Annotated in this window: 16 protein-coding genes; 11 read left to right on the forward strand and 5 right to left on the reverse strand. The window is 75.1% G+C overall.

Annotated elements, in window-relative coordinates; genetic code table 11:
* The first annotated feature begins 532 nt into the window (after positions 1–532).
* Positions 533–1,522: a DNA-3-methyladenine glycosylase family protein gene (locus ACFY61_RS18555; protein WP_389473208.1), complete on the forward strand. Its 990-nt coding sequence runs from the start codon at positions 533–535 to the stop codon at positions 1,520–1,522.
* A 103-nt stretch (positions 1,523–1,625) separates the two neighbouring features.
* Here ACFY61_RS18555 and ACFY61_RS18560 read toward each other — a convergent pair whose 3' ends face one another.
* Genes ACFY61_RS18560 through ACFY61_RS18570 form a run of 3 tightly spaced genes read right to left on the reverse strand, consistent with a single transcriptional unit; the run spans position 1,626 to position 4,423 of the window.
* Positions 1,626–2,918, reverse strand: coding sequence for a coenzyme F420-0:L-glutamate ligase (locus ACFY61_RS18560; protein WP_389473209.1), 1,293 nt, complete (start codon positions 2,916–2,918; stop codon positions 1,626–1,628).
* Positions 2,915–3,868, reverse strand: coding sequence for a 2-phospho-L-lactate transferase (gene cofD, locus ACFY61_RS18565; RefSeq protein ID WP_389473210.1), 954 nt, complete (start codon positions 3,866–3,868; stop codon positions 2,915–2,917). The genes ACFY61_RS18560 and cofD overlap by 4 nt, the downstream gene beginning before the upstream one ends.
* 33 nt (positions 3,869–3,901) lie before the next feature.
* Positions 3,902–4,423: a cysteine dioxygenase gene (locus ACFY61_RS18570; protein WP_389473212.1), complete on the reverse strand. Its 522-nt coding sequence runs from the start codon at positions 4,421–4,423 to the stop codon at positions 3,902–3,904.
* Between the two features lie 622 nt (positions 4,424–5,045).
* Here ACFY61_RS18570 and ACFY61_RS18575 point away from each other — a divergent pair.
* The 3 genes from ACFY61_RS18575 to ACFY61_RS18585 all read left to right on the forward strand — a co-directional run bounded on the left by ACFY61_RS18575 (position 5,046) and on the right by ACFY61_RS18585 (position 10,721).
* A complete protein-coding gene (locus ACFY61_RS18575) occupies positions 5,046–5,309 on the forward strand; it encodes a WhiB family transcriptional regulator (RefSeq protein ID WP_003983763.1) in 264 nt (87 codons plus the stop codon).
* Between the two features lie 250 nt (positions 5,310–5,559).
* Positions 5,560–9,219: a glycosyltransferase family 2 protein gene (locus ACFY61_RS18580; protein ID WP_389473214.1), complete on the forward strand. Its 3,660-nt coding sequence runs from the start codon at positions 5,560–5,562 to the stop codon at positions 9,217–9,219.
* Positions 9,216–10,721: a DUF5719 family protein gene (locus ACFY61_RS18585; RefSeq protein WP_389473216.1), complete on the forward strand. Its 1,506-nt coding sequence runs from the start codon at positions 9,216–9,218 to the stop codon at positions 10,719–10,721. Before ACFY61_RS18580 ends, ACFY61_RS18585 begins: the two co-directional genes overlap by 4 nt.
* A gap of 16 nt (positions 10,722–10,737) precedes the next feature.
* Here the strand turns inward: ACFY61_RS18585 and ACFY61_RS18590 are convergent, their stop codons facing one another.
* Positions 10,738–11,310: a metallopeptidase family protein gene (locus tag ACFY61_RS18590; RefSeq protein WP_389473257.1), complete on the reverse strand. Its 573-nt coding sequence runs from the start codon at positions 11,308–11,310 to the stop codon at positions 10,738–10,740.
* A 187-nt stretch (positions 11,311–11,497) separates the two neighbouring features.
* On the opposite strand from ACFY61_RS18590, the gene ACFY61_RS18595 reads away from it, so the two are divergent.
* The 6 genes from ACFY61_RS18595 to ACFY61_RS18620 all read left to right on the forward strand — a co-directional run bounded on the left by ACFY61_RS18595 (position 11,498) and on the right by ACFY61_RS18620 (position 17,340).
* Positions 11,498–11,869: a DUF3499 domain-containing protein gene (locus ACFY61_RS18595; protein ID WP_389473218.1), complete on the forward strand. Its 372-nt coding sequence runs from the start codon at positions 11,498–11,500 to the stop codon at positions 11,867–11,869.
* A 76-nt stretch (positions 11,870–11,945) separates the two neighbouring features.
* Positions 11,946–13,310, forward strand: a complete 1,365-nt coding sequence (locus tag ACFY61_RS18600) for a phosphomannomutase/phosphoglucomutase (protein ID WP_389473220.1) — start codon at positions 11,946–11,948, stop codon at positions 13,308–13,310.
* 392 nt (positions 13,311–13,702) lie between these two features.
* A complete protein-coding gene (locus tag ACFY61_RS18605) occupies positions 13,703–13,885 on the forward strand; it encodes a Trm112 family protein (RefSeq protein WP_150207958.1) in 183 nt (60 codons plus the stop codon).
* Positions 13,886–13,911: 26 nt separating this feature from the next.
* Positions 13,912–15,045, forward strand: coding sequence for an SIS domain-containing protein (locus tag ACFY61_RS18610; RefSeq protein ID WP_389473222.1), 1,134 nt, complete (start codon positions 13,912–13,914; stop codon positions 15,043–15,045).
* Positions 15,046–15,173: 128 nt separating this feature from the next.
* A complete protein-coding gene (gene manA, locus ACFY61_RS18615) occupies positions 15,174–16,331 on the forward strand; it encodes a mannose-6-phosphate isomerase, class I (protein ID WP_389473224.1) in 1,158 nt (385 codons plus the stop codon).
* A 73-nt stretch (positions 16,332–16,404) separates the two neighbouring features.
* Positions 16,405–17,340 (forward strand): cation diffusion facilitator family transporter, encoded by a 936-nt coding sequence (locus ACFY61_RS18620; protein WP_389473226.1) that lies wholly within the window; start codon positions 16,405–16,407, stop codon positions 17,338–17,340.
* Between the two features lie 84 nt (positions 17,341–17,424).
* On the opposite strand, the gene lepB is transcribed toward ACFY61_RS18620, so the two are convergent.
* The gene (gene lepB / locus ACFY61_RS18625) at positions 17,425–18,150 is read right to left on the reverse strand and encodes a signal peptidase I (protein ID WP_389473228.1); all 726 of its coding nucleotides are present in this window, start codon (positions 18,148–18,150) and stop codon (positions 17,425–17,427) included.
* A gap of 367 nt (positions 18,151–18,517) precedes the next feature.
* On the opposite strand from lepB, the gene ACFY61_RS18630 reads away from it, so the two are divergent.
* A partial coding sequence (locus ACFY61_RS18630; RefSeq protein ID WP_389473230.1) for an adenosylhomocysteinase occupies positions 18,518–19,193 on the forward strand: 676 nt, incomplete at its 3' end.

Raw genomic sequence — 19,193 nt, forward strand, 5'->3', positions numbered from 1 at the left:
AGGCCCCGCGCCTCAATCGCCGGCGGGGCTGGTTTTGCCCGGGCGGGTCTGGTCCTGTGCGACCGGTCTTCGTCCGGGCGGGCGCCGCTTCGAGCCGGAGCGGCGTTTGAGCGGGTCGGGGCGAAGCCGTGGGGCTGGCTGGTCGGTCCCGGCGGCACGTCCAGCCCGAGCGGCGTTTGAGCGGGCCTGGCCGGAGCCGTGGGTCAGCGTTCGGGGCTCCGGCCGGGCTTCTGGGGCTCCGCCCCAGGCCCCGCGCCTCAATCGCCGGCGGGGCTGGATTCGCCCCGGCGCGCTTCGTGCCGCAGGTCGGCGCCTTCCGGGCAGGCCCCCCGGCGGGGTTCGTGCCCCAGGCCGGCGCCGTTCGGGCCGCAACCCCCGCGCTGGGCTGGCCCGCGGGTCGGCGTCCGCGAAGTGGCCCCGGCCTGGGGTGGTCCCGCGCGGCCGGGGGCGGCCGGGCGGCGGCCACGGCCCGGCGGCGGCTGTGGCCCGGCGGCGGGGGAGGGCTCGGGCAGGGGGCGGATACGCTCGTGGGGTGGCCGGCCGCTTCGATCCCCTGACCTCCACCGCCGCCCGCGGCGGCCGCGTCGACGTGCCCTCCGCACACACCAGGCGCTGGGCACCCCCCGCCCCCCTCGACCTCGGCCTCACCCTCGGCCCGCTCCGCCGCGGCCCCGGCGACCCCACCTTCCGGGTCACCCCCGACGGCTCCGTGTGGCGGGCCACCCGTACGCCCGCGGGCCCCGCCACCCTCCGGGTGGCCCTCGCCGCCGAGCCCGGCCGGGTCGAGGCCGAGGCCTGGGGGCCGGGCGCCGACTGGGTGCTCGACACCCTGCCCGCCCTGCTCGGCGCCGACGACGACCCCTCCGCCTTCACCCCCCGCCACCGCCTGGTGCACACGAGCCACCGCCGCCGCCCGGGCCTCCGGCTCACCCGTACCGGCCTGGTGATGGAGTCGCTGATCCCGGTCGTACTGGAGCAGAAGGTCACCGTCGACGAGGCCTACCGCGCCTGGCGCCGCCTGGTCCGCCAGTTCGGCGAGCCCGCGCCCGGCCCGGCCGGAGCCGGCGTGCCCGACGGCATGTACGTCATGCCCGACCCCGCCGGCTGGCGCCGCATCCCGTCCTGGGCCTGGCACACCGCCGGGGTCGACGCCAAGCGCTCCGGCACCATCCTCCGCGCCGCCCGGGTGGCCGACCGCCTGGAGGAGGCGGCGCGGATGCCGCTCGCCCAAGCCGAGCACCGCCTCCAGCTGGTGCCGGGCATCGGCCCGTGGACCTCCGCCGAGACCCTGCAGCGCAGCAACGGCGCCGCCGACGCGGTCACCACCGGCGACCTCCACCTGCCCGGGATCATCGGGTTCGCGCTGGCCGGCAACCGGGACGCCGACGACGCCGAGATGCTGGAGCTGCTCGCCCCGTACGCCGGGCAGCGGCACCGCGCCGCCCGGCTGATCCTGCTGGCGGGCCTGAGCCCGCCCCGCCGCACCCCGAAGATGCCCCGGGTGGACATCGGCCGGCTCTGACCGGGAGCTCGGACAACCAGCCTCAGCCAGCCGCAACCAGCGTCAATCACCCGCAACCACCGCAACCACCGCAAGCCGGCCGCCGGCACGCGCCGGCCCCCGCTCAGCGGACCTCGACGAACGCCTCCGGCTCGCGCGCCGGCCGGTCCGCCGGGGCCGCCGCCGGGTGGCCGACCGCCACCGCGCCCATCGGGTCCCAGTCCGCCGGCAGGTCCAGCACCTCGCGGACCACGTCACGGCAGAACATGGTCGAGGAGACCCACGCCGTGCCGAGCCGTTCCCCGGCCAGGGCGACGAGCAGGTTCTGCACGCCCGCGCCCATCGCCACCACGAACATCTCCCGCTCGGCCGCGTCCCGCCGGGCGTGCCCGTAGTGGTGCGCCCCGTCCGTCACCAGGCACGGCACGACCAGGTAGGGCGCGTTGCGCAGCACGTCCCCGCGCCGTACCCGCCTGGCGATGGACTCCTCGGACTTGCCGTCGCGCCGCAGGTCGGCGATCCACGCCTCGCGCATCGCGTCCAGCAGCCGGGTGCGGGCCCCCGCCGACTCCAGCAGGACGAACCGCCACGGGGTGGTGTGGTGCGGGGCCGGCGCGGTGACCGCGGCCGCGACCGCGCGGCGCACCGCGCCGGGGTCGACCGGGTCGGAGGTGAAGGCCCGTACGGTGCGCCGCTGGGTGACGGCCTCCCGGACGGCCTCCGAGGTGCCGAGGCGGAACATGTCGTCGGCGGGGGCCCGCACCAGGTCGCGGGCGGTGCCCTCGCCGAGGACGTGCGGCAGGCCGCGGACCACCGCGACCGGCAGTCCGGCCGCCTTGCCCTTGACCAGGTCGCCGGCGGCGGCCAGTTCGTCGGCGGTGGCCACCACCGTGGCGCTCAGCGGGTTGCCGTGGGCGTCGGTGCCTCCGCGCAGGTCCTCCAGGACGCGTACGCCGGCCGCGCCGATCGCGACGTCCGTCAGCCCGGCGCGCCAGGGTCGCCCGAACGTGTCGGTGATGACGACGCCGACGTCCACCGACAGGGTCCGGCGCAGCCCCTCGCGGAGGGCGGCGGCGGAGGCGTCGGGGTCCTCGGGGAGGAGGAGCACGGTGCCGGACGCGGTGTTGGAGGCGTCCACTCCGGCCGCGGCCATCACCAGGCCCTGCCGGTTCTCGACGATCCGCAGGGCGCCGCGGCGGGCGACCACCCGTACCGTCTCGGCGTCTATCGCGGCCTCCCGGGAGTCCGCGGCGACGATCCGGCCCTCCGCCTTGGAGACGATCTTCGAGGTGACGAGCAGGACGTCGCCGTCCCGGAGTCCGGGCTCGGCGGCGGCGATCAGCTTCGCCAGGTCGTCGCCGGGGCGGACCTCGCCGATGCCGGTCAGGGCCCGCACCTCGTAGGAGGGGGCGGTCACCGGCAGGCCTCCGCGAGGTCCAGCGCGGCCCGGGCCATCGCCTCGGTGGCGGCCGGGTCGGTCATCATCAGCGGCACGGAGCGGCAGGCGATGCCGGCGGCGGTGACCTGCTCGACGGCGTCGGCGTCGGAGGTGTCGACGAGCCAGCCGTCGAGGAGGTCGGCGCCGTAGTGCGCGGCGACGGCCGCGGCGGTGGTCTCGACGCCGACGGCGGCGAGCACCTTGTCGGCCATGCCGCGTACGGGTGCGCCGCCGACGATGGGGGAGAGGCCGACGACGGGCGCGCCGGCGGCGGCGACGGCCTCGCGGATGCCGGGGACGGCGAGGATGCTGCCGACGGAGACGACCGGGTTGGACGGCGGGAAGAGGATGACGTCGGCGGCGGCGAGGGCCTCCAGCACGCCGGGGGCGGGCTTGGCCTGCTCGGCGCCGACCGGGACGACGGCCTCCGCGTCGACGGAGGCGCGCAGCCGCACCCAGTACTCCTGGAAGTGGATGACCCGGCGCTGTCCGTCGAGGGTGACGGCCACATGGGTCTCGACCCGGTCGTCGGACATGGGCAGCAGGCGCACGCCGGGCTGCCAGCGGTCGCAGAGGGCTTCGGTGACGGCGCTCAGCGGGTAGCCGGCGGCCAGCATCTGGGTGCGGACGATGTGGGTGGCGAAGTCGCGGTCGCCGAGCCCGAACCAGTCGGGCCCGACCCCGTACGCCGCGAGTTCCTCCTTGACCTTGAAGGACTCGTCGGTCCTGCCCCAGCCCTGCTCCTCGTTGATGCCACCGCCGAGCGTGTACATCACGGTGTCCAGGTCGGGGCAGACCTTGAGGCCGAACAGGTGGATGTCGTCACCGGTGTTGCCGATGACGGTGATCTCCGCGGCGGGCTCCGCCGCCTTCAGCCCGCGCAGGAAGCGGGCGCCGCCGATACCGCCGGCCAGAACAACAATGCGCATGCACGGCAGTCTGTCAGGAGTGTGCCGGGCGGTTCAGAGGCGGGCGGACTCCAGGTCCGGGGCGTGCTCCAGGCCGGCCGGGGTGCAGTGGTGCACCGGCATCTCGGTGAGGCCGGGGAAGTAGACGTTGAGGCTGACGGCTCCGTCGAGGGAGTCGTTGACGACCTCGTGGGCGTAGCCGGGGGCGAAGACCCGCTGGCTGCCGGCGCGCAGGGTGAGGGGGCGGCGGCCGTCGTGGAGGCGGTGTTCGGTGAGCTCGCCTTCGAGGACGGTCAGGACGCCGGAGGAGGGGCCGTGGTCGTGCGGGCCGCTGCCCTGGCCGGGGACCCAGCTGAGCAGCCAGACCTCGTAGCCGGGGCCGGTGCGCAGCCGGTGGTACCAGCGGGTGGTGGCGTCGTATTCGACGAGGTGTTCCCACTCGGCGCGGTCGGCGGCGATCTCACGGGCCAGGCCGGCGAACTCGGCGACGGTCACCGGGTGTTCGCGGGCGGGCTGGAGGAGGTGGGGGACTTCGAGGATGTCGCCGGCGATCTGCAGGTCGCTGTCGTTGTTCATCGGGGGTGCCTCGATGGGTGTCAGTGGCGCCGCGGTTGCGGGGCGGGTGGGTTCGGTGCCGGGTGCGGGGAGTCGCGATGACTTCAACAGCCGCAACAGCGACAGCGAACCTGGGCAGCGCGCAGGAACCCACGAATGGGGGTCCGGGTGGCGGCTGCGGTCACTGACATGCGGACAAGGAGAACGGCTCGCGCTTGCCGCTGTCAACCCAATGTCCGGTATGCGAGAAAAGATTCACCTCATCCGGTTGCCCTGCGCGGAGAAAGGTTTGTGCAAGCCGAACCCGGGGATTCGCGCAGCAGTCCCACCCGCGAACCCCGGCCTCCGCCCGTAACCGGAATGTGATCTGCGCCGCTTCTGTGGCCGGATCACAACCACACCGGAGGGTGAAGCGTCGGTCGCGGGTGGGAGGTGGTATCCGGCCATGCGTGTGGCTTCTGTCACGATTTTTGCTGACATTGTCACTTTCTGCATAGGCTTGGTTCCGCAGAGTGAATAAGGGGCCTAATAGCAGATCTCGGCTTGACTGCCCCGGATCACCCTCTTGTAATTTCACTCGTGTCGTTCCGGCCAGATCCGGACGACAGCCACGGGGACGCACATAACAGAGCGAGGGGCGCACATGACCGAGCTGTTTCAGGAACTGCTGGTCGAGGAGGCGGACGAGGAGCTCGGATGGCAGGAGCGCGCACTGTGCGCCCAGACCGACCCCGAATCCTTCTTTCCCGAGAAGGGCGGCTCCACCCGCGAGGCCAAGAAGGTCTGCCTCGCCTGTGAGGTCCGCTCCGAATGCCTCGAATACGCCCTCGCCAACGACGAACGCTTCGGCATCTGGGGCGGCCTCTCCGAACGCGAACGCCGCCGCCTGAAGAAGGCCGCCGTCTGACCGGGTCCACCCGGCCCACACCCCAGCCGCGCCCCGGCCGGGCGCGGACCGGCAACCGTCCCGGCAACGACGTCGACCACATATCGAACAGAGCAAACGGTCCGCCTCCTGCACCTTCCCCGCTGGAGGCGGACCGCCGCTTTGCAAGGGCTAGGGTGGGGCGCTGTCCAGCCGCCTCCGGGGGCCACACCCCCGGAAATCCCCCAGGCCCCGCCCGGGGGTCCCCCCACGCCGGAGGACCCGTACCGCGATGTCCCTGCACAGCCACCAGGCAGCCAGTACCCCCGAGTTCCCCCGGCACGTGGTCACCGCGGTCCTGGTCGCCCACGACGGCGCCCGCTGGCTGCCGCACGCCCTCGCCGGACTCCTCGGCCAGGAGCGGCCCGTCCAGAACTGGGCCGCCGCCGACACCGGCAGCGCCGACGACTCCGCCCGCCTCCTCACCGAGGCCCTCGGCGAGGACCGCGTCCTCCACCTGGCCCGCCGCACCGCCTTCGGCACCGCCGTCGACGAGGCCGCCCGCAGCGCCGGCACCCCCACCCTCGACGACCTGCCCTACCTCCGGCGCCCCAGCGGCTGGGACCCCGTCAGCCGCACCTGGAACGACGCCGCCTACGACCTCCCCGAACTCCCCCACGGCGAACCCGTCCACTGGCTCTGGCTGCTGCACGACGACTGCGCACCCGAACCCGACGCCCTCACCGAGCTCCTGCGCGTCGCCGAGGACAACCCCGACGCCGGCGTCATCGGCCCCAAGCTCCTCGGCTGGTACGACAAGAAGCAGCTCCTCGAAGTCGGCGTCACCATCGCCCGCAGCGGCCGCCGCTGGACCGGTCTCGACCGCCGCGAACAGGACCAGGGCCAGCACGACCAGGTCCGCCCCGTGCTCGCCGTCTCCACCGCCGGCATGCTCATCCGCCGCGACGTCTACGACGCCCTCGGCGGCTTCGACCGCCGCCTGCCCCTCATGCGCGACGACGTCGACCTCTGCTGGCGCGCCCACCGCGCCGGCCACCCCGTCCTCGTCGCCCCCGACGCCGTGCTCCGCCACGCCGAAGCCGCCGCCCGCGAACGGCGCACCGTCGACTGCGCCGGCCGCTCCGCCACAGGCGCCCACCGCGTCGACAAGGCCGGCGCCTCCTACACCGTCCTCGTCAACACCCCCGGCAAGGCCCTCCCCTGGGTGCTGTTCCGACTCGTCCTCGGCACCCTCCTGCGCACCCTCGGCTACCTCGTCGGCAAAGCCCCCGGCCAGGCCGTCGACGAACTCACCGGACTCCTCGCCACCCTGCTCCGCCCGGGCCGGATCCTCACCGCCCGCCGGCGCCGCGCCCGCGCCGCCGACCCCGCCGTGCCCCCCGGGGAACTCCGGCCCCTCTTCCCCCCGCCCGGCGCCACCCTCCGCGCCAACCTCGAACAACTCGCCGCGTACGCCGGCGCCGGCCGCGCCACCGACACCCCCGGCACCGGCCGGCACGGCGGCGGCCTGGAAACCGGCCCCGGCGGCGAGGACGCCGACTTCCTCCACACCGAGCGGTTCTCCCGGCTCAGGCGGATCGGCCGCAACCCCGCCCCCCTCCTCCTCGCGTTCCTCCTGCTCACCTCATTCGCCGCCTGCCGTTCCCTCCTCGTCGGCGGCAGCCTGATGGGCGGCGCCCTCCTCCCCGCACCCGACTCCGCCGGCGCCCTCTGGCACGCCTACACCCGCGACTGGCAGCCCGTCGGCACCGGCACCACCGCCGGCGCACCCCCCTACCTCGCCGTCCTCGGCGCCCTCTCCCTCCTCCTGCTCGGCTCCCCCCAGACCGCCCTCACCCTGCTCCTGGTCTGCTCCGTCCCGCTCGCCGGACTCACCGCCTACTTCGCCTCCCGGCCCCTCGTCGACTCCCGCCTGCTGCGCGCCTGGGCCGCCACCGCCTACGCCTTCCTGCCCGCCGTCACCGGAGCCCTCGCCGGCGGCCGCCTGGGCACCGCCGTACTCGCCGTCCTGCTACCGCTCATCGCCCGCACCGGCCTCGCCGCGTACGGCCTCGACCGCCCCGAGGAGCCCCGCGGCCGCCGCTCCCTGTGGACGTACGTCCTGCTGCTCACCCTGGCCACCGCGTTCACCCCCGTCGTCTGGCCGCTCGCCGCCGTCCTCGGCGCCGCCGCGCTCGTACTGCGCCGCGCCGCCTGGAAGACGTACGCGCCCACGTACGCCGCCGCCCTCGCCACCCCGCTCCTCCTGCTCGCCCCCTGGTCCCTGGAACTCCTCACCCACCCCGGCCGCCTCCTCCGCGAAGCAGGCCTCCCGTACGGCACCGGCGCCGCCACCGCCCTCGACCTGCTCGGCCTCAGCCCCGGCGGCCCCGGAACCGCCGGCGGGCTGCTGCTCCTCGGCACCGTCCTCGCCGCCCTCGCCGCCCTGCTGCGCGCCGAACGCGCCCCCGCCGTCCGCATCGCCTGGACCGCCGCCCTGGCCGCGATGCTCCTCGCCGTCCTCACCAACCGCACCGGCTGGGCCGGCCCCGCCACCCTCGTCCAGGGCCTGGCCCTGCTGGCCGCCGCCGTACTCGGCGCCGAAGGAGCCAAGGACCGCCTCGCCGCCCACGGCTTCGGCTGGCGGCAGCCGCTCGCCGCGCTCATCGCCCTCGCCGCCGCCGCGGGCCCCCTCCTCGGCGCGGCGGGCTGGGTCCTCGGCGGAGCCGCCGGCCCGCTGGAACGCCGCGACCCCGTCCAGGTCCCCGCCTTCGTCGCCCTCAAGGGCGACACCAACCAGCCCCGCACCCTGGTGCTGGGCGGCGGGCCGGCCGACGGCGTCCGCTACAGCCTGGTCCGCGGCTCCGGCGCCGCCCTCGGCGACGCCGAGACCCTCGCCTCGGCCGGCGCTGACACCCGCCTGGACAAGACGGTCGCCGGACTGGTCGCCGGCTCCGGCGCCGACCAGACCGACCAGCTCGGCGCCTTCGCCATCCGCTACGTCCTGGTCCGCGACGACGCCCCCCAGCGGCTCCGCCAGGTCCTCGACGTCACCCCCGGCCTCAGCCGCCTCAGCCGCCAGGAGGACGGCGCACTCTGGCGGGTCGACCGTGAGGTCGCCCGCGCGGTCGTCCTCTCCGGCAAGGCCGGCGAGGCCCCCGTCAACGTCGCCGCCGGCCCCGTCGAGATCCACACCAGGATCGCGGCCGGCCCGGACGGCCGCGTCCTGCGCATCGCCGACCGGGCCGCCCCCGGCTGGCGGGCCACCCTGGACGGCGAACCCCTCGAACCCACCACCGTCGACGGCTGGGCCCAGGGCTTCGAACTCCCCGCCGGCGGCGGCCGCCTCGACCTCGTGTACTCCGACTCCGCCGCCCGCACCGCCTGGACCTACGCCCAGGGCCTGCTCGCCGTGCTGCTGCTGGTGATGGCCCTGCCCGGCCGGCGCCGCCGCCTCGACGACGACCTCCCCGAGGACGAGGCCGCCGTACCCGCCCAGCCCGGACCCGCCGAGGCAGGCGAGGGCCGCCGCGCCCGCCGGCTGCGGGCCGGAGCCGCGGCGGGCGCCGGGCCTGCCCCGGCGGCCGCGGCCGCGCCCGAACCCGCGCCGGTCCAGGCCGACCCGTACGCACAGCTCCCCGCGCAGCACGCCCACCCGGACGACCCTTACGCGTACGGGTACGGCGACGGCTACGGAGACGGCTACGGCCACGCCGAGCAGCCCCCCGCCCACGGCCGGCGGACGGGCCAGGTCCCGCCCCAGGCGCACCCCTACGAGCCGTACCCCCACCCGCAGGAGCAGCAGTACCAGCCGCCCCAGCAGCCGCCCCAGCAGTACGACGCGTACCAGCCGTACGGGCAGCCGTACGAGCAGTACCCGCAGCAGTACGACGCCTACGGACAGCCGGTCGCCCCCCAGCGCCCGGGCCCGGACGGGAGCCCCCAGCAGTGAAGCGCGCACCCCTGACCCTGGCGGCCGCGGCCGCCGCGCTCGCCGCCGTCACCGGCATCGCCACCCTGACCGCGCCCGCACCGCGGGCCGCGGCCGGCCCCGCCGCGACCCGCGAGCCGGTGGTCCGCTCCACCCTGGCCTGCCCGGCCCCGTCCACCTCGGACATCGCCGAGACCGCCTACACCTCGTACACCCCCGCCGGCACCCCCGCCGGCACCGGCACCCGGCCGGGCGGACCGGGGGGCGCCCGCCTGGTCGCCACCGGCAAGGACGGCAAGCAGCTGCTGGAGCTGAAGGAACCCGGCAAGCCGGCCGCGGCCACCGCCTCCGGCGCCGAGGCGCCGGCCATGACCGGCACCGCCGACGGCCCCCTCGCCCCCGGCTGGACCGCCCAGCAGACCACCAAGGTGGCGGTCGGGCAGGCGCGCGGGCTGCTCGGCGTGGCCTGCACCGCACCCGGCACCGAGTTCTGGTTCCCCGGCGCCTCCACCGCCCAGGGACGCACCGACTACCTCCACCTCACCAGCGCCGACGGCACCGGCGCGGAGGTGGACGTCGAACTGTTCGGCCCCGAGGGCGAGCTCAAGTCCAAGGAGGGCACCGGCGCCGGCCCCGCCGACGCCGTCCGGGTCCACCCCCGCTCCTCGGAGAAGGTCCTGCTCTCCGAACTGACCTCCGAGCAACTCCCCGACGTCACGGTCCGGGTGACGGCCCGTACCGGGCGGGTCGCAGCGACCGTGCAGGTCACGGAGGACGGGGTGGGCGCCGACTGGCTGCCCGCCGCCACCGCCCCGGCCGGCTCCCTGGTGCTGCCCGGCATCCCGGCCGACGCCACCTCCGTCCGGCTGGTCGTCCACGCCCCCGGCGAGCAGGACGCCGACCTGCGGGTGCGGCTGGCCGGGCCCGGCGGGCCCATCAGCCCCGCCGGCCACGAGCAGTTGCACGTCAAGGCCGGCAGCACCGCGAGCGTCGACCTGAAGGACGTCACCCGGGGGGAACCCGGATCGCTGCTGCTGACGCCGTCCGAACCGCGGCGCGCGGTACCGGTGGTGGCCGCACTGCGGGTGGTCCGGGGCGGCGGGGCCAAGCAGGAGCTGGGCCTGCTGCCGGCGTCCGGGCCGGCCGGCCCGCGGGCCACCGTCGCCGACAACCGCGCCGACCAGGGCGCGACCACCCTCTCGCTGACCGCCGTCGGGGCGGACGCCCGGGTCCGGGTGACCGCCTCGCCCGGCACCGAGGGCGGCGCGCCCGCCTCCCAGGAGTACACGGTGAAGGCGGACAGCACCCTCGCGGTGGCGCCGCCGCCGGTGCCGGGGGAGGGCGGCAAGGGGGCGTACGCGCTGACCGTGGAGACCCTGTCGGGGGGCCCCGTGCACGCGGCCCGCACGCTCTCGCTGCCGCACGAGGGCATCGCGTTCTTCACCGTGCAGACGCTGGCGGACGACCGGAGCACCGTGGTGGTGCCCCGGGCGGTGCAGGACCTCGCGGTCCTGGACGACTGACGGGCCGGGCGGGAGGTCAGTCCTGCCCGTACCGGGGATCCACCGTTTCGGGCGAGAGCCCGAGCAGTTCGGCGACCTGTTCCACCACGATCTCGTGTACGAGCAGGGCCCGTTCGTCCCGGTTCTTGCTGCGGATCTCCACCGGCCGCCGGTAGACGACGATCCGCGCGGGCCGGCCCTCCCGGGCCTCGCTCATCCCGCCCAGCGGGACCGCCTCGTCGTTCCAGCCGCTGTCCGCGCCGCCCGGCGCCCCGGGCACCTCGGCGACCACGAACTCCACGTCGGCCAGCTGCGGCCAGCGCCGCTCCAGCCGCTCCACGGAGTCCTGCACGAGGTCGCCGAACAGCTCGGCACGGCTGGCGGACAGCGGCACCTGCGGCGGGGCGACCGGCCCGCGCATCCCGCGGCCGTGCCGGTCCCGGCGGCGCGGCCGGGGCTCGGACGGACCGGCGGGGCCGGGCGGTCCGGCCGGGCCGGATTCGCCGGACTGGCCGGCGGAACGAGCCGAACCGGCCGAACCGGCCGAACCGGCCGAACCGGCGGAACCGGGCGGACCGGACGGGTCGTCGGGCGGCAGCGGAGTGTCCATCACCAGGGCAGAGTAGCCCCGCCGCGGCCTCCGGGAGAGCCCGCGACAGCCGGTCGGAGTGTGCGCGTTTCCGACCGGATCTGACGCCCCGAAGCCCGACTATGGCCGGGATCACGGGGCGACACGGGGGAGTGAGCTGCCCGAGAGTCGTCGCGGCCCGGTCAAGAGTGCGGTACCGTCCAACGTCGTGAGCCTTGTACGTCGCTGTTCGCGCACCGCGTGCGGCCGCCCTGCCGTCGCAACACTGACGTACGTCTACGCCGACTCGACCGCAGTCCTCGGCCCGCTCGCCACCTACGCCGAACCCCACTGCTACGACCTCTGCGCCGAGCACTCGGAGCGCCTGACCGCCCCGCGCGGCTGGGAGGTCGTCCGCCTCTCCGACGGGTCCGCGCCGTCTCGCCCGAGCGGAGACGACCTCGAAGCCCTGGCCAACGCCGTACGTGAAGCCGCCCGGCCGAACGAGCGCGCCGCCGGCGCCGGCGGGGGCGCGCGCACGGGCGGCGGCACCGAGACACGTCGCGGACACCTCCGCGTACTGCGCTCGCCGGATTCCTGACGCATTCGCGCCGCTGAGCCGCACTCCCGTGCAAGGTAGGTTGTTCCGACCGAACAGGACCTCAGGAGGGCAGGCAGTGGCTGCTGATCTTTCGAACATCGTCAAGGCGTACGACGTACGTGGAGTCGTCCCGGACGAGTGGGACGAGGGCCTGGCGGAGCTGTTCGGCGCCGCGTTCGTCGAGGTGACGGACGCCACGGCGATCGTCATCGGCCACGACATGCGCCCCTCCTCGCCCGGTCTCTCCGCGGCGTTCGCCCGCGGCGCCGCCGCCCGCGGCGTGGACGTCACCCTGATCGGCCTGTGCTCGACGGACCAGCTGTACTACGCCTCCGGCGCGCTGGACCTGCCGGGCGCCATGTTCACCGCCTCGCACAACCCGGCCCAGTACAACGGCATCAAGCTGTGCCGCGCGGGCGCCGCCCCGGTCGGCCAGGACACCGGCCTCGCCGAGATCCGCCAACTGGTCGAGAAGTGGTCCGAGTCCGGCGCCCCGGCCCCGGCGGAGACCCCCGGCACCGTCACCGAGCGCGACACCCTCGCCGACTACGCCGCCCACCTGCGCGGGCTGGTCGACCTGTCCGGCATCCGCCCCCTGAAGGTGGTCGTGGACGCGGGCAACGGCATGGGCGGCCACACCGTCCCCTCGGTCTTCGCGAGCCTGCCCCTCGACGTCGTCCCCATGTACTTCGAACTGGACGGCACCTTCCCCAACCACGAGGCCAACCCGCTCGACCCGAAGAACATCGTGGACCTCCAGGCCCGCGTCCGGGCCGAGGGCGCCGACCTCGGCATCGCCTTCGACGGCGACGCCGACCGCTGCTTCATCGTCGACGAGCGCGGCGAGGGCGTCTCCCCGTCCGCGATCACGGCCCTGGTCGCGGCCCGCGAACTGGCCCGCCACGGCGGCACCGGCACGGTGATCCACAACCTGATCACCTCCTGGAGCGTCCCCGAGGTCGTCAAGGAGCACGGCGGCACCCCGGTCCGCACCCGCGTCGGCCACTCCTTCATCAAGGCGGAGATGGCGAAGACCGGCGCGATCTTCGGCGGCGAGCACTCGGCGCACTACTACTTCAAGGACTTCTGGAACGCGGACACCGGCATGCTGGCCGCGCTGCACGTCCTCGCCGCCCTCGGCACCCAGGAGGGCCCGCTCTCCACCCTGGTCTCCTCCTACGAGCGCTACGCCGGCTCCGGCGAGATCAACTCCACGGTGGCCGACCAGGGCGCGTCGCTGGCGGCGGTCCGGGCCGCGTACGCCGGCCAGGACGGCGTCGAGCTCGACGAGCTGGACGGCCTGACCGTCTCGGCCGCGGACTGGTGGTTCAACGTCCGCGCCTCCAACACCGAACCCCTGCTCCGCCTCAACGTGGAAGCCCGCGACGAAGCCACCCTGACCCGCGTCCGCGACGAGGTCCTCACCCTCATCCGCGCCTGACCCCCCGGGGGCGCCGCGCACACCCCGGCGCCCCCGACCGGCGCCCGCCCCGGCCCGAGCGGCGTTCGAGCGGGCCGGGCGGGGGCGCGGCGCCTGGGTCGGCGCCCGCCCCGGCCCGAGCGGCTTCGGCGGCGGCCCCGGCCGGAGACGCACGTACGAGCCCGGCGGCGACGACCCGACCGGCCCGGTTCAGGGGCCGCGCCCCGGGGCACGATCAAGCCCGAGCGGCGTTCGAGCGGGCCCGGCAGGAGCACGACCCACGCGTCGGCGCTCCCGCCCGACCCGAACCGGCTCGGCGCGGGCCGAACCGACGCCCCGGCCCCGCGCACACCCGCCGCCTCGGCGGTACGCTGACCTGGCCCAACCGCATACGCATTCCGAAGGGAACCCCCATGCCGCTCGAAGCCGGCCTCCTGGAGATCCTCGCCTGTCCCGCCTGCCACGCCCCGCTGCAGGACGAGACCAAGGCCGAGACCCCGGAGCTGATCTGCACCGGCAAGGACTGCGGCCTGGCCTACCCGGTCCGGGACGGCATCCCGGTCCTCCTCGTGGACGAGGCCCGCCGCCCCGCCTGACCCCTCGACGACCGGAGGCCGCCGCCATGCTCGACGACTCGCTCCTCGACGCCCCGGAAGAGCTCGCCCGCGCCGACCGCCGCGGACTGCTCCGCGGCGCCGCCGAGGTCGGAGCCCGGGTCCGCACGGCGGCCCGGCACGCCACCGAGGCGGGGCTCGCCGAGCTCCGCCCCGACGGCCGCCCCCGCGCCGTCATGATCGCCGGTCCGGGCACCGCCGCGACCGGCGTCGCCGACCTCCTCGGCGCACTGGCCGGCGCCTCCGCCCCGGTGATCCGACTGCACCCCACCGGCGTCGCCCACGCCGCCGGCGCCCTCCGCTGGGCCCTGCCCGGCTGGGCGGGCCCCGTCGACCTGCTGCTCATCGCCACCACCGACGGCACCGAACCCGGCCTCGGCGTGCTCGCCGAGCAGGCGTACCGCCGCGGCTGCACCGTCGTGGCCGTCGCCCCACCGCGCTCCCCGCTGCACGAGTCCGTCGACGGCGCACACGGCCTGCTGGTCCCCATGGCCAAGGCTCCCCACCAGGAGTACGACGAGAGCGCCGCGGCCGGCCCGGGCGCGCTGTGGGCCCTGCTCACCCCGCTCCTCGTACTGCTCGACCGGGTCGGCCTCGTCTCCGCCGACCCCGACACCCTGCAGAAGGTCGCCGACCGCCTCGACCGCACCGCCGAACGCTGCGGCCCGGCCATCGCCACGTACGGCAACCCGGCCAAGACCCTCGCCGCCGAACTCGCCGACTCGCTCCCGCTGATCTGGAGCGAAGGCACCGGCGCCGGCCCGGCCGCCCGCCGGTTCGCCGCCACCCTCGCGGAGATCGCGGGCCGCCCCGCACTCGCCGCCGACCTCCCCGAGGCCCTGCCCCGCCACGGCGTGCTGCTGGCCGGCGCGTTCGCGGCCGGCGCCGACCCCGACGACTTCTTCCGCGACCGCGTGGAAGAACCGCAGCCCCTCCACGCCCGCGTCGTCCTGCTGCGCGACCGCCCGGCCGGCGGCCTCACCGCCGCCCCCGCCGCCCGCGAACTCGCCCTCAGCCACGACACGGCCATCAGCGAGATCGAACCCGAGGAAGGCAGCGAGCTGGAGCAGCTCGCCGAACTGCTCGCCGTCACCGACTTCGCCACCGCCTACCTCGCCCTGGCCACCCGCGGCCAGGGCTGACGGCTGACGCCGCGGCGACCCACGGCAGACACGCCACACGCACCCTGCACACCGCACCCTGCACACCGCACCCCACGCCCCGCGCACCCGACGCTCACCACGCACCAGGAAGCCAGGAAGACCCCCGCATGGACCGCCTGACGAACACCGTCCGCCCCTACGCCTGGGGTTCCACCACCGCCATCCCGCGGCTGCTCGGCGTCGAGCCCACCGGTGAACCGCAGGCCGAGATGTGGATGGGTGCCCACCCCGGCGCCCCCTCCCGGCTGGACCGCGGCGAAGGCGGGACGGCCCTCTCCACCGTCATCGCGTCCGACCCCGAACGTGAACTCGGCCCCGCCGCCGTCGCCAAGTTCGGACCCCGGCTGCCCTTCCTGCTGAAGATCCTCGCCGCCGGCGCCCCGCTGTCCCTCCAGGTCCACCCCGACCTCGCGCAGGCCGCGGAGGGCTTCGCCGCCGAAGAGGCCCGTGGCGTACCCGTGGACGCCCCCCACCGCAACTACAAGGACTCCAACCACAAGCCCGAACTCATCGTCGCCCTCACCCCGTTCGACGGCCTGTGCGGCTTCCGGCCCCCGCTGGAGACCGCCGAGCTGCTCGCCGGCCTGGGAGTCGACTCCCTCAAGCCGTACGTCGACCTGCTGCACGCCCACCCCGAAGAGGCGGCCCTGCGCGAGGTGCTGACGGCCGTACTCACCGCGGACCGCGAGCAGATGGCCGGGACCGTGGCCGAAGCCACGGCCGCCGCCTCCCGCCTCGGCGGCCCCTACGCCCCGTACGCGACGCTCGCCCACCACCACCCCGGCGACCCCGGCGTCATCGCGGCGATGCTGCTCAACCACGTCCGACTCCAGCCCGGCGAAGGCCTGTTCCTCGCCGCCGGCGTCCCGCACGCCTACCTCGACGGCCTCGGCGTCGAACTCCTGGCCAACTCCGACAACGTGCTCCGCTGCGGTCTCACGCCCAAGCACGTCGACGTGCCCGAACTCCTCAGGATCGTCGACTTCGCACCGACGGACCTGGAAGTCCTGCGCCCCGAAGGTGACACCGAGGAGGTCTACGAGACCCCCATCGACGAGTTCCGGCTGTCCCGCTACGTCCTCGCCCCCGGCGGAGCCCCCGTCCGCCTCCCGGCCGGCGCCCCCCAGATCCTGCTCTGCACCGCCGGTGACCCGAAGGCCGGCGAACTCGGTCTCGCTCCCGGACAGTCCGTGTTCGTACCCGCCGGAGAAGCGGTCGAATTGTCCGGAACGGGCACGGTATTCCGTGCGACCGTGGTGCTCTGACGCCGCGTTCCCGCCAGAGGCTGCGACAATGCGGCCGAATCAGTGGCAGTGCTAGGAAGGGACATCCGCACTCATGAGCGCGTCGGGCGGTACCAAGGCGATCGTGGCGGCACTCGCCGCCAACCTCGCCATCGCCGTAGCAAAGTTCGTAGCCTTCGTCTTCAGCGGCTCCTCGTCCATGCTCGCGGAAAGCGTCCACTCGCTGGCGGACTCCGGGAACCAGGGGCTGCTGCTCCTCGGCGGCAAGAAGGCGAAGCGCGAAGCGACCCCGCAACACCCCTTCGGGTACGGGCGCGAGCGCTACATCTACGCCTTCCTCGTCTCCATCGTGCTCTTCACCGTCGGCGGCATGTTCGCCATCTACGAGGGCTACGAGAAGATCAAGCACCCGCACGCCATCGAGGCCTGGTACTGGCCGGTCGGCGTGCTCGTCTTCGCGATCATCGCGGAGAGCTTCTCCTTCCGCACGGCGATCAAGGAGTCCAACGAGATCCGCGGCGGCCTGAGCTGGCGCCAGTTCGTCAAGCGGGCCAAGGCCCCCGAGCTGCCGGTCGTCCTCCTGGAGGACCTCGGCGCCCTCGTCGGCCTGATCCTCGCCCTGGCCGGCGTCAGCCTCGCGCTCGCCACGGGCGACGGCGTCTGGGACGGCATCGGCACCCTGTGCATCGGCGCCCTGCTCATCCTGATCGCGATCGTGCTGGCCGCGGAGACCAAGTCGCTGCTGCTCGGCGAGGCCGCCGGCACCGAGGATGTCGACAAGATCAAGGAAGCCCTGGTCGACGGCCGGACCGTCACCCGCCTCATCCACATGCGCACGCTGCACCTCGGCCCGGAAGAGCTGCTGGTCGCCGCCAAGATCGCGGTCCGGCACGACGACACGGCCGCGAACGTGGCCGCGGCCATCGACGCCGCCGAGGCCCGCGTCCGCAAGGCGGTCCCGATCGCCCGCGTGATCTACCTGGAGCCGGACGTCTACCAGGAACCCGCAGCCGCCGCGGCCACCGAGTGACCCGCAGGCACGGATGACGAGGAGGCCCCCGCGCAGCCGCACAGGCTCCGCGGGGGCCTTCCCCGTTCCGCGGCGGATACCGGCTCAGCCCGCCGGCCAGGAACCCGGCGCCACCGGCCCCGCCACCGGCCACCCGCCCGCCGGCCGGCGAGCGGCTCGCCGCCGGGCCACCAGCGCTGCGATCCCCAGCCCGCCCCCGACCGCGAACAGGACGCCGCCGAGGACCGCGGCCCCGCCCGCCACGATCAGCCCGGTCGGCCGTACGGCGGCCTCACCCCGCACCGCCTCCAGCGGCAGCGTCCCGCCGCCCTCGTCCCCGAGGTGCCACGAAGAGTCGTTGGAGTTCCCCCGGTTGTCCCCCATCAGGAACATCCGCCCCTCCGGCACCGTCACGTCGAAGGGCACGACGGCCGGCAGCGACCGGTCCGCGATGTACGGCTCCTCCAGCGGCACCCCGTTGCGCCGCAGCGCGCCCTCGCCCTTCCGGTACTCGATCCGGTCGCCCCCCAGGGCCACCACGCGCGTCAGCAACGGCCCCTCCGGCACCCACTCCGGCGCCGATACGAGCACCACGTCGCCGCGGCCCGTCTCCAGCTCCTCGCCGGCCGCACCCATGACGAACCAGGCGACCTCCCCGGGCACGTACGTCGGCCGCATGTTCTCCCCCGGGACGCCGTACGACTCGTACACCCGCTCCGGGTGCGGGGTCCACATCGCACCCGCGACCGCCGCCCCCACGAGCAGCAGGGACCCGAGCACCAGCAGCACGACGCCCGAGATCCCCCGCTTCCGCCCTCGCCCGTACCCCATCGGCCCCATCCCCTCCGAACCGGCCACCGTCTGCGCGGGGCAGCGTACGCACCCGGCCCGGACCCCGGACCACCAGGGGCGGGACCCCGAGCCGGCACCGGCCCGAAACGGCCGGCCGGCGGATCTCGCCCGGCACCGCAAACACCTCCGGCGGATCTCCCCGCCCGCTGGGGTCCGATGGGCCGATCGGTGTAGATTCGGGGGAGTGCCAGACGTCGCTGCTGATGGCGGTCGGGCGGTCCCGAGCGACCGGCCGAGAGGAGAGAGGGCCTCCGACGGACTGCGCTCGGTGCGTCGTTCCGGGAAGCCCCGGTCCGGTGCACGGCCCAGCCGTACCCACCCTCTCGATCCACGAGGAGCAGCACGCATGGACTTCAAGGTCGCCGACCTTTCCCTCGCCGCCTTCGGCCGCAAGGAGATCACCCTCGCCGAGCACGAGATGCCCGGCCTGATGTCGATCCGCCGCGAGTACGCCGAGTCGCAGCCCCTCGCGGGCGCCCGCATCACCGGCTCCCTGCACATGACCGTGCAGACCGCCGTCCTGATCGAGACCCTGGTCGCCCTCGGCGCCGAGGTCCGCTGGGCCTCCTGCAACATCTTCTCCACCCAGGACCACGCCGCCGCCGCCATCGCGGTCGGCCCGAACGGCACCCCGGAGAACCCCCAGGGCGTCCCGGTCTTCGCCTGGAAGGGCGAGACGCTGGAGGAGTACTGGTGGTGCACCGAGCAGGCCCTGACCTGGCCGAACACCCCCACCGGCGGCCCGAACATGATCCTGGACGACGGCGGTGACGCCACCCTCCTCGTCCACAAGGGCGTCGAGTTCGAGAAGGCCGGCTCGGCCCCGGACCCGTCGACGGCGGACTCCGAGGAGTACGGCCACATCCTCACCCTGCTCAACCGCACCCTCGCCGAGTCCCCCCAGAAGTGGACCCAGCTCGCGTCCGACATCCGCGGCGTGACGGAGGAGACCACCACGGGTGTGCACCGCCTGTACGAGATGATGCAGGAGGGCACGCTGCTCTTCCCGGCGATCAACGTGA

The organism is Streptomyces sp. NPDC012888 (assembly GCF_042900645.1).
Lineage (GTDB): Bacteria > Actinomycetota > Actinomycetes > Streptomycetales > Streptomycetaceae > Streptomyces.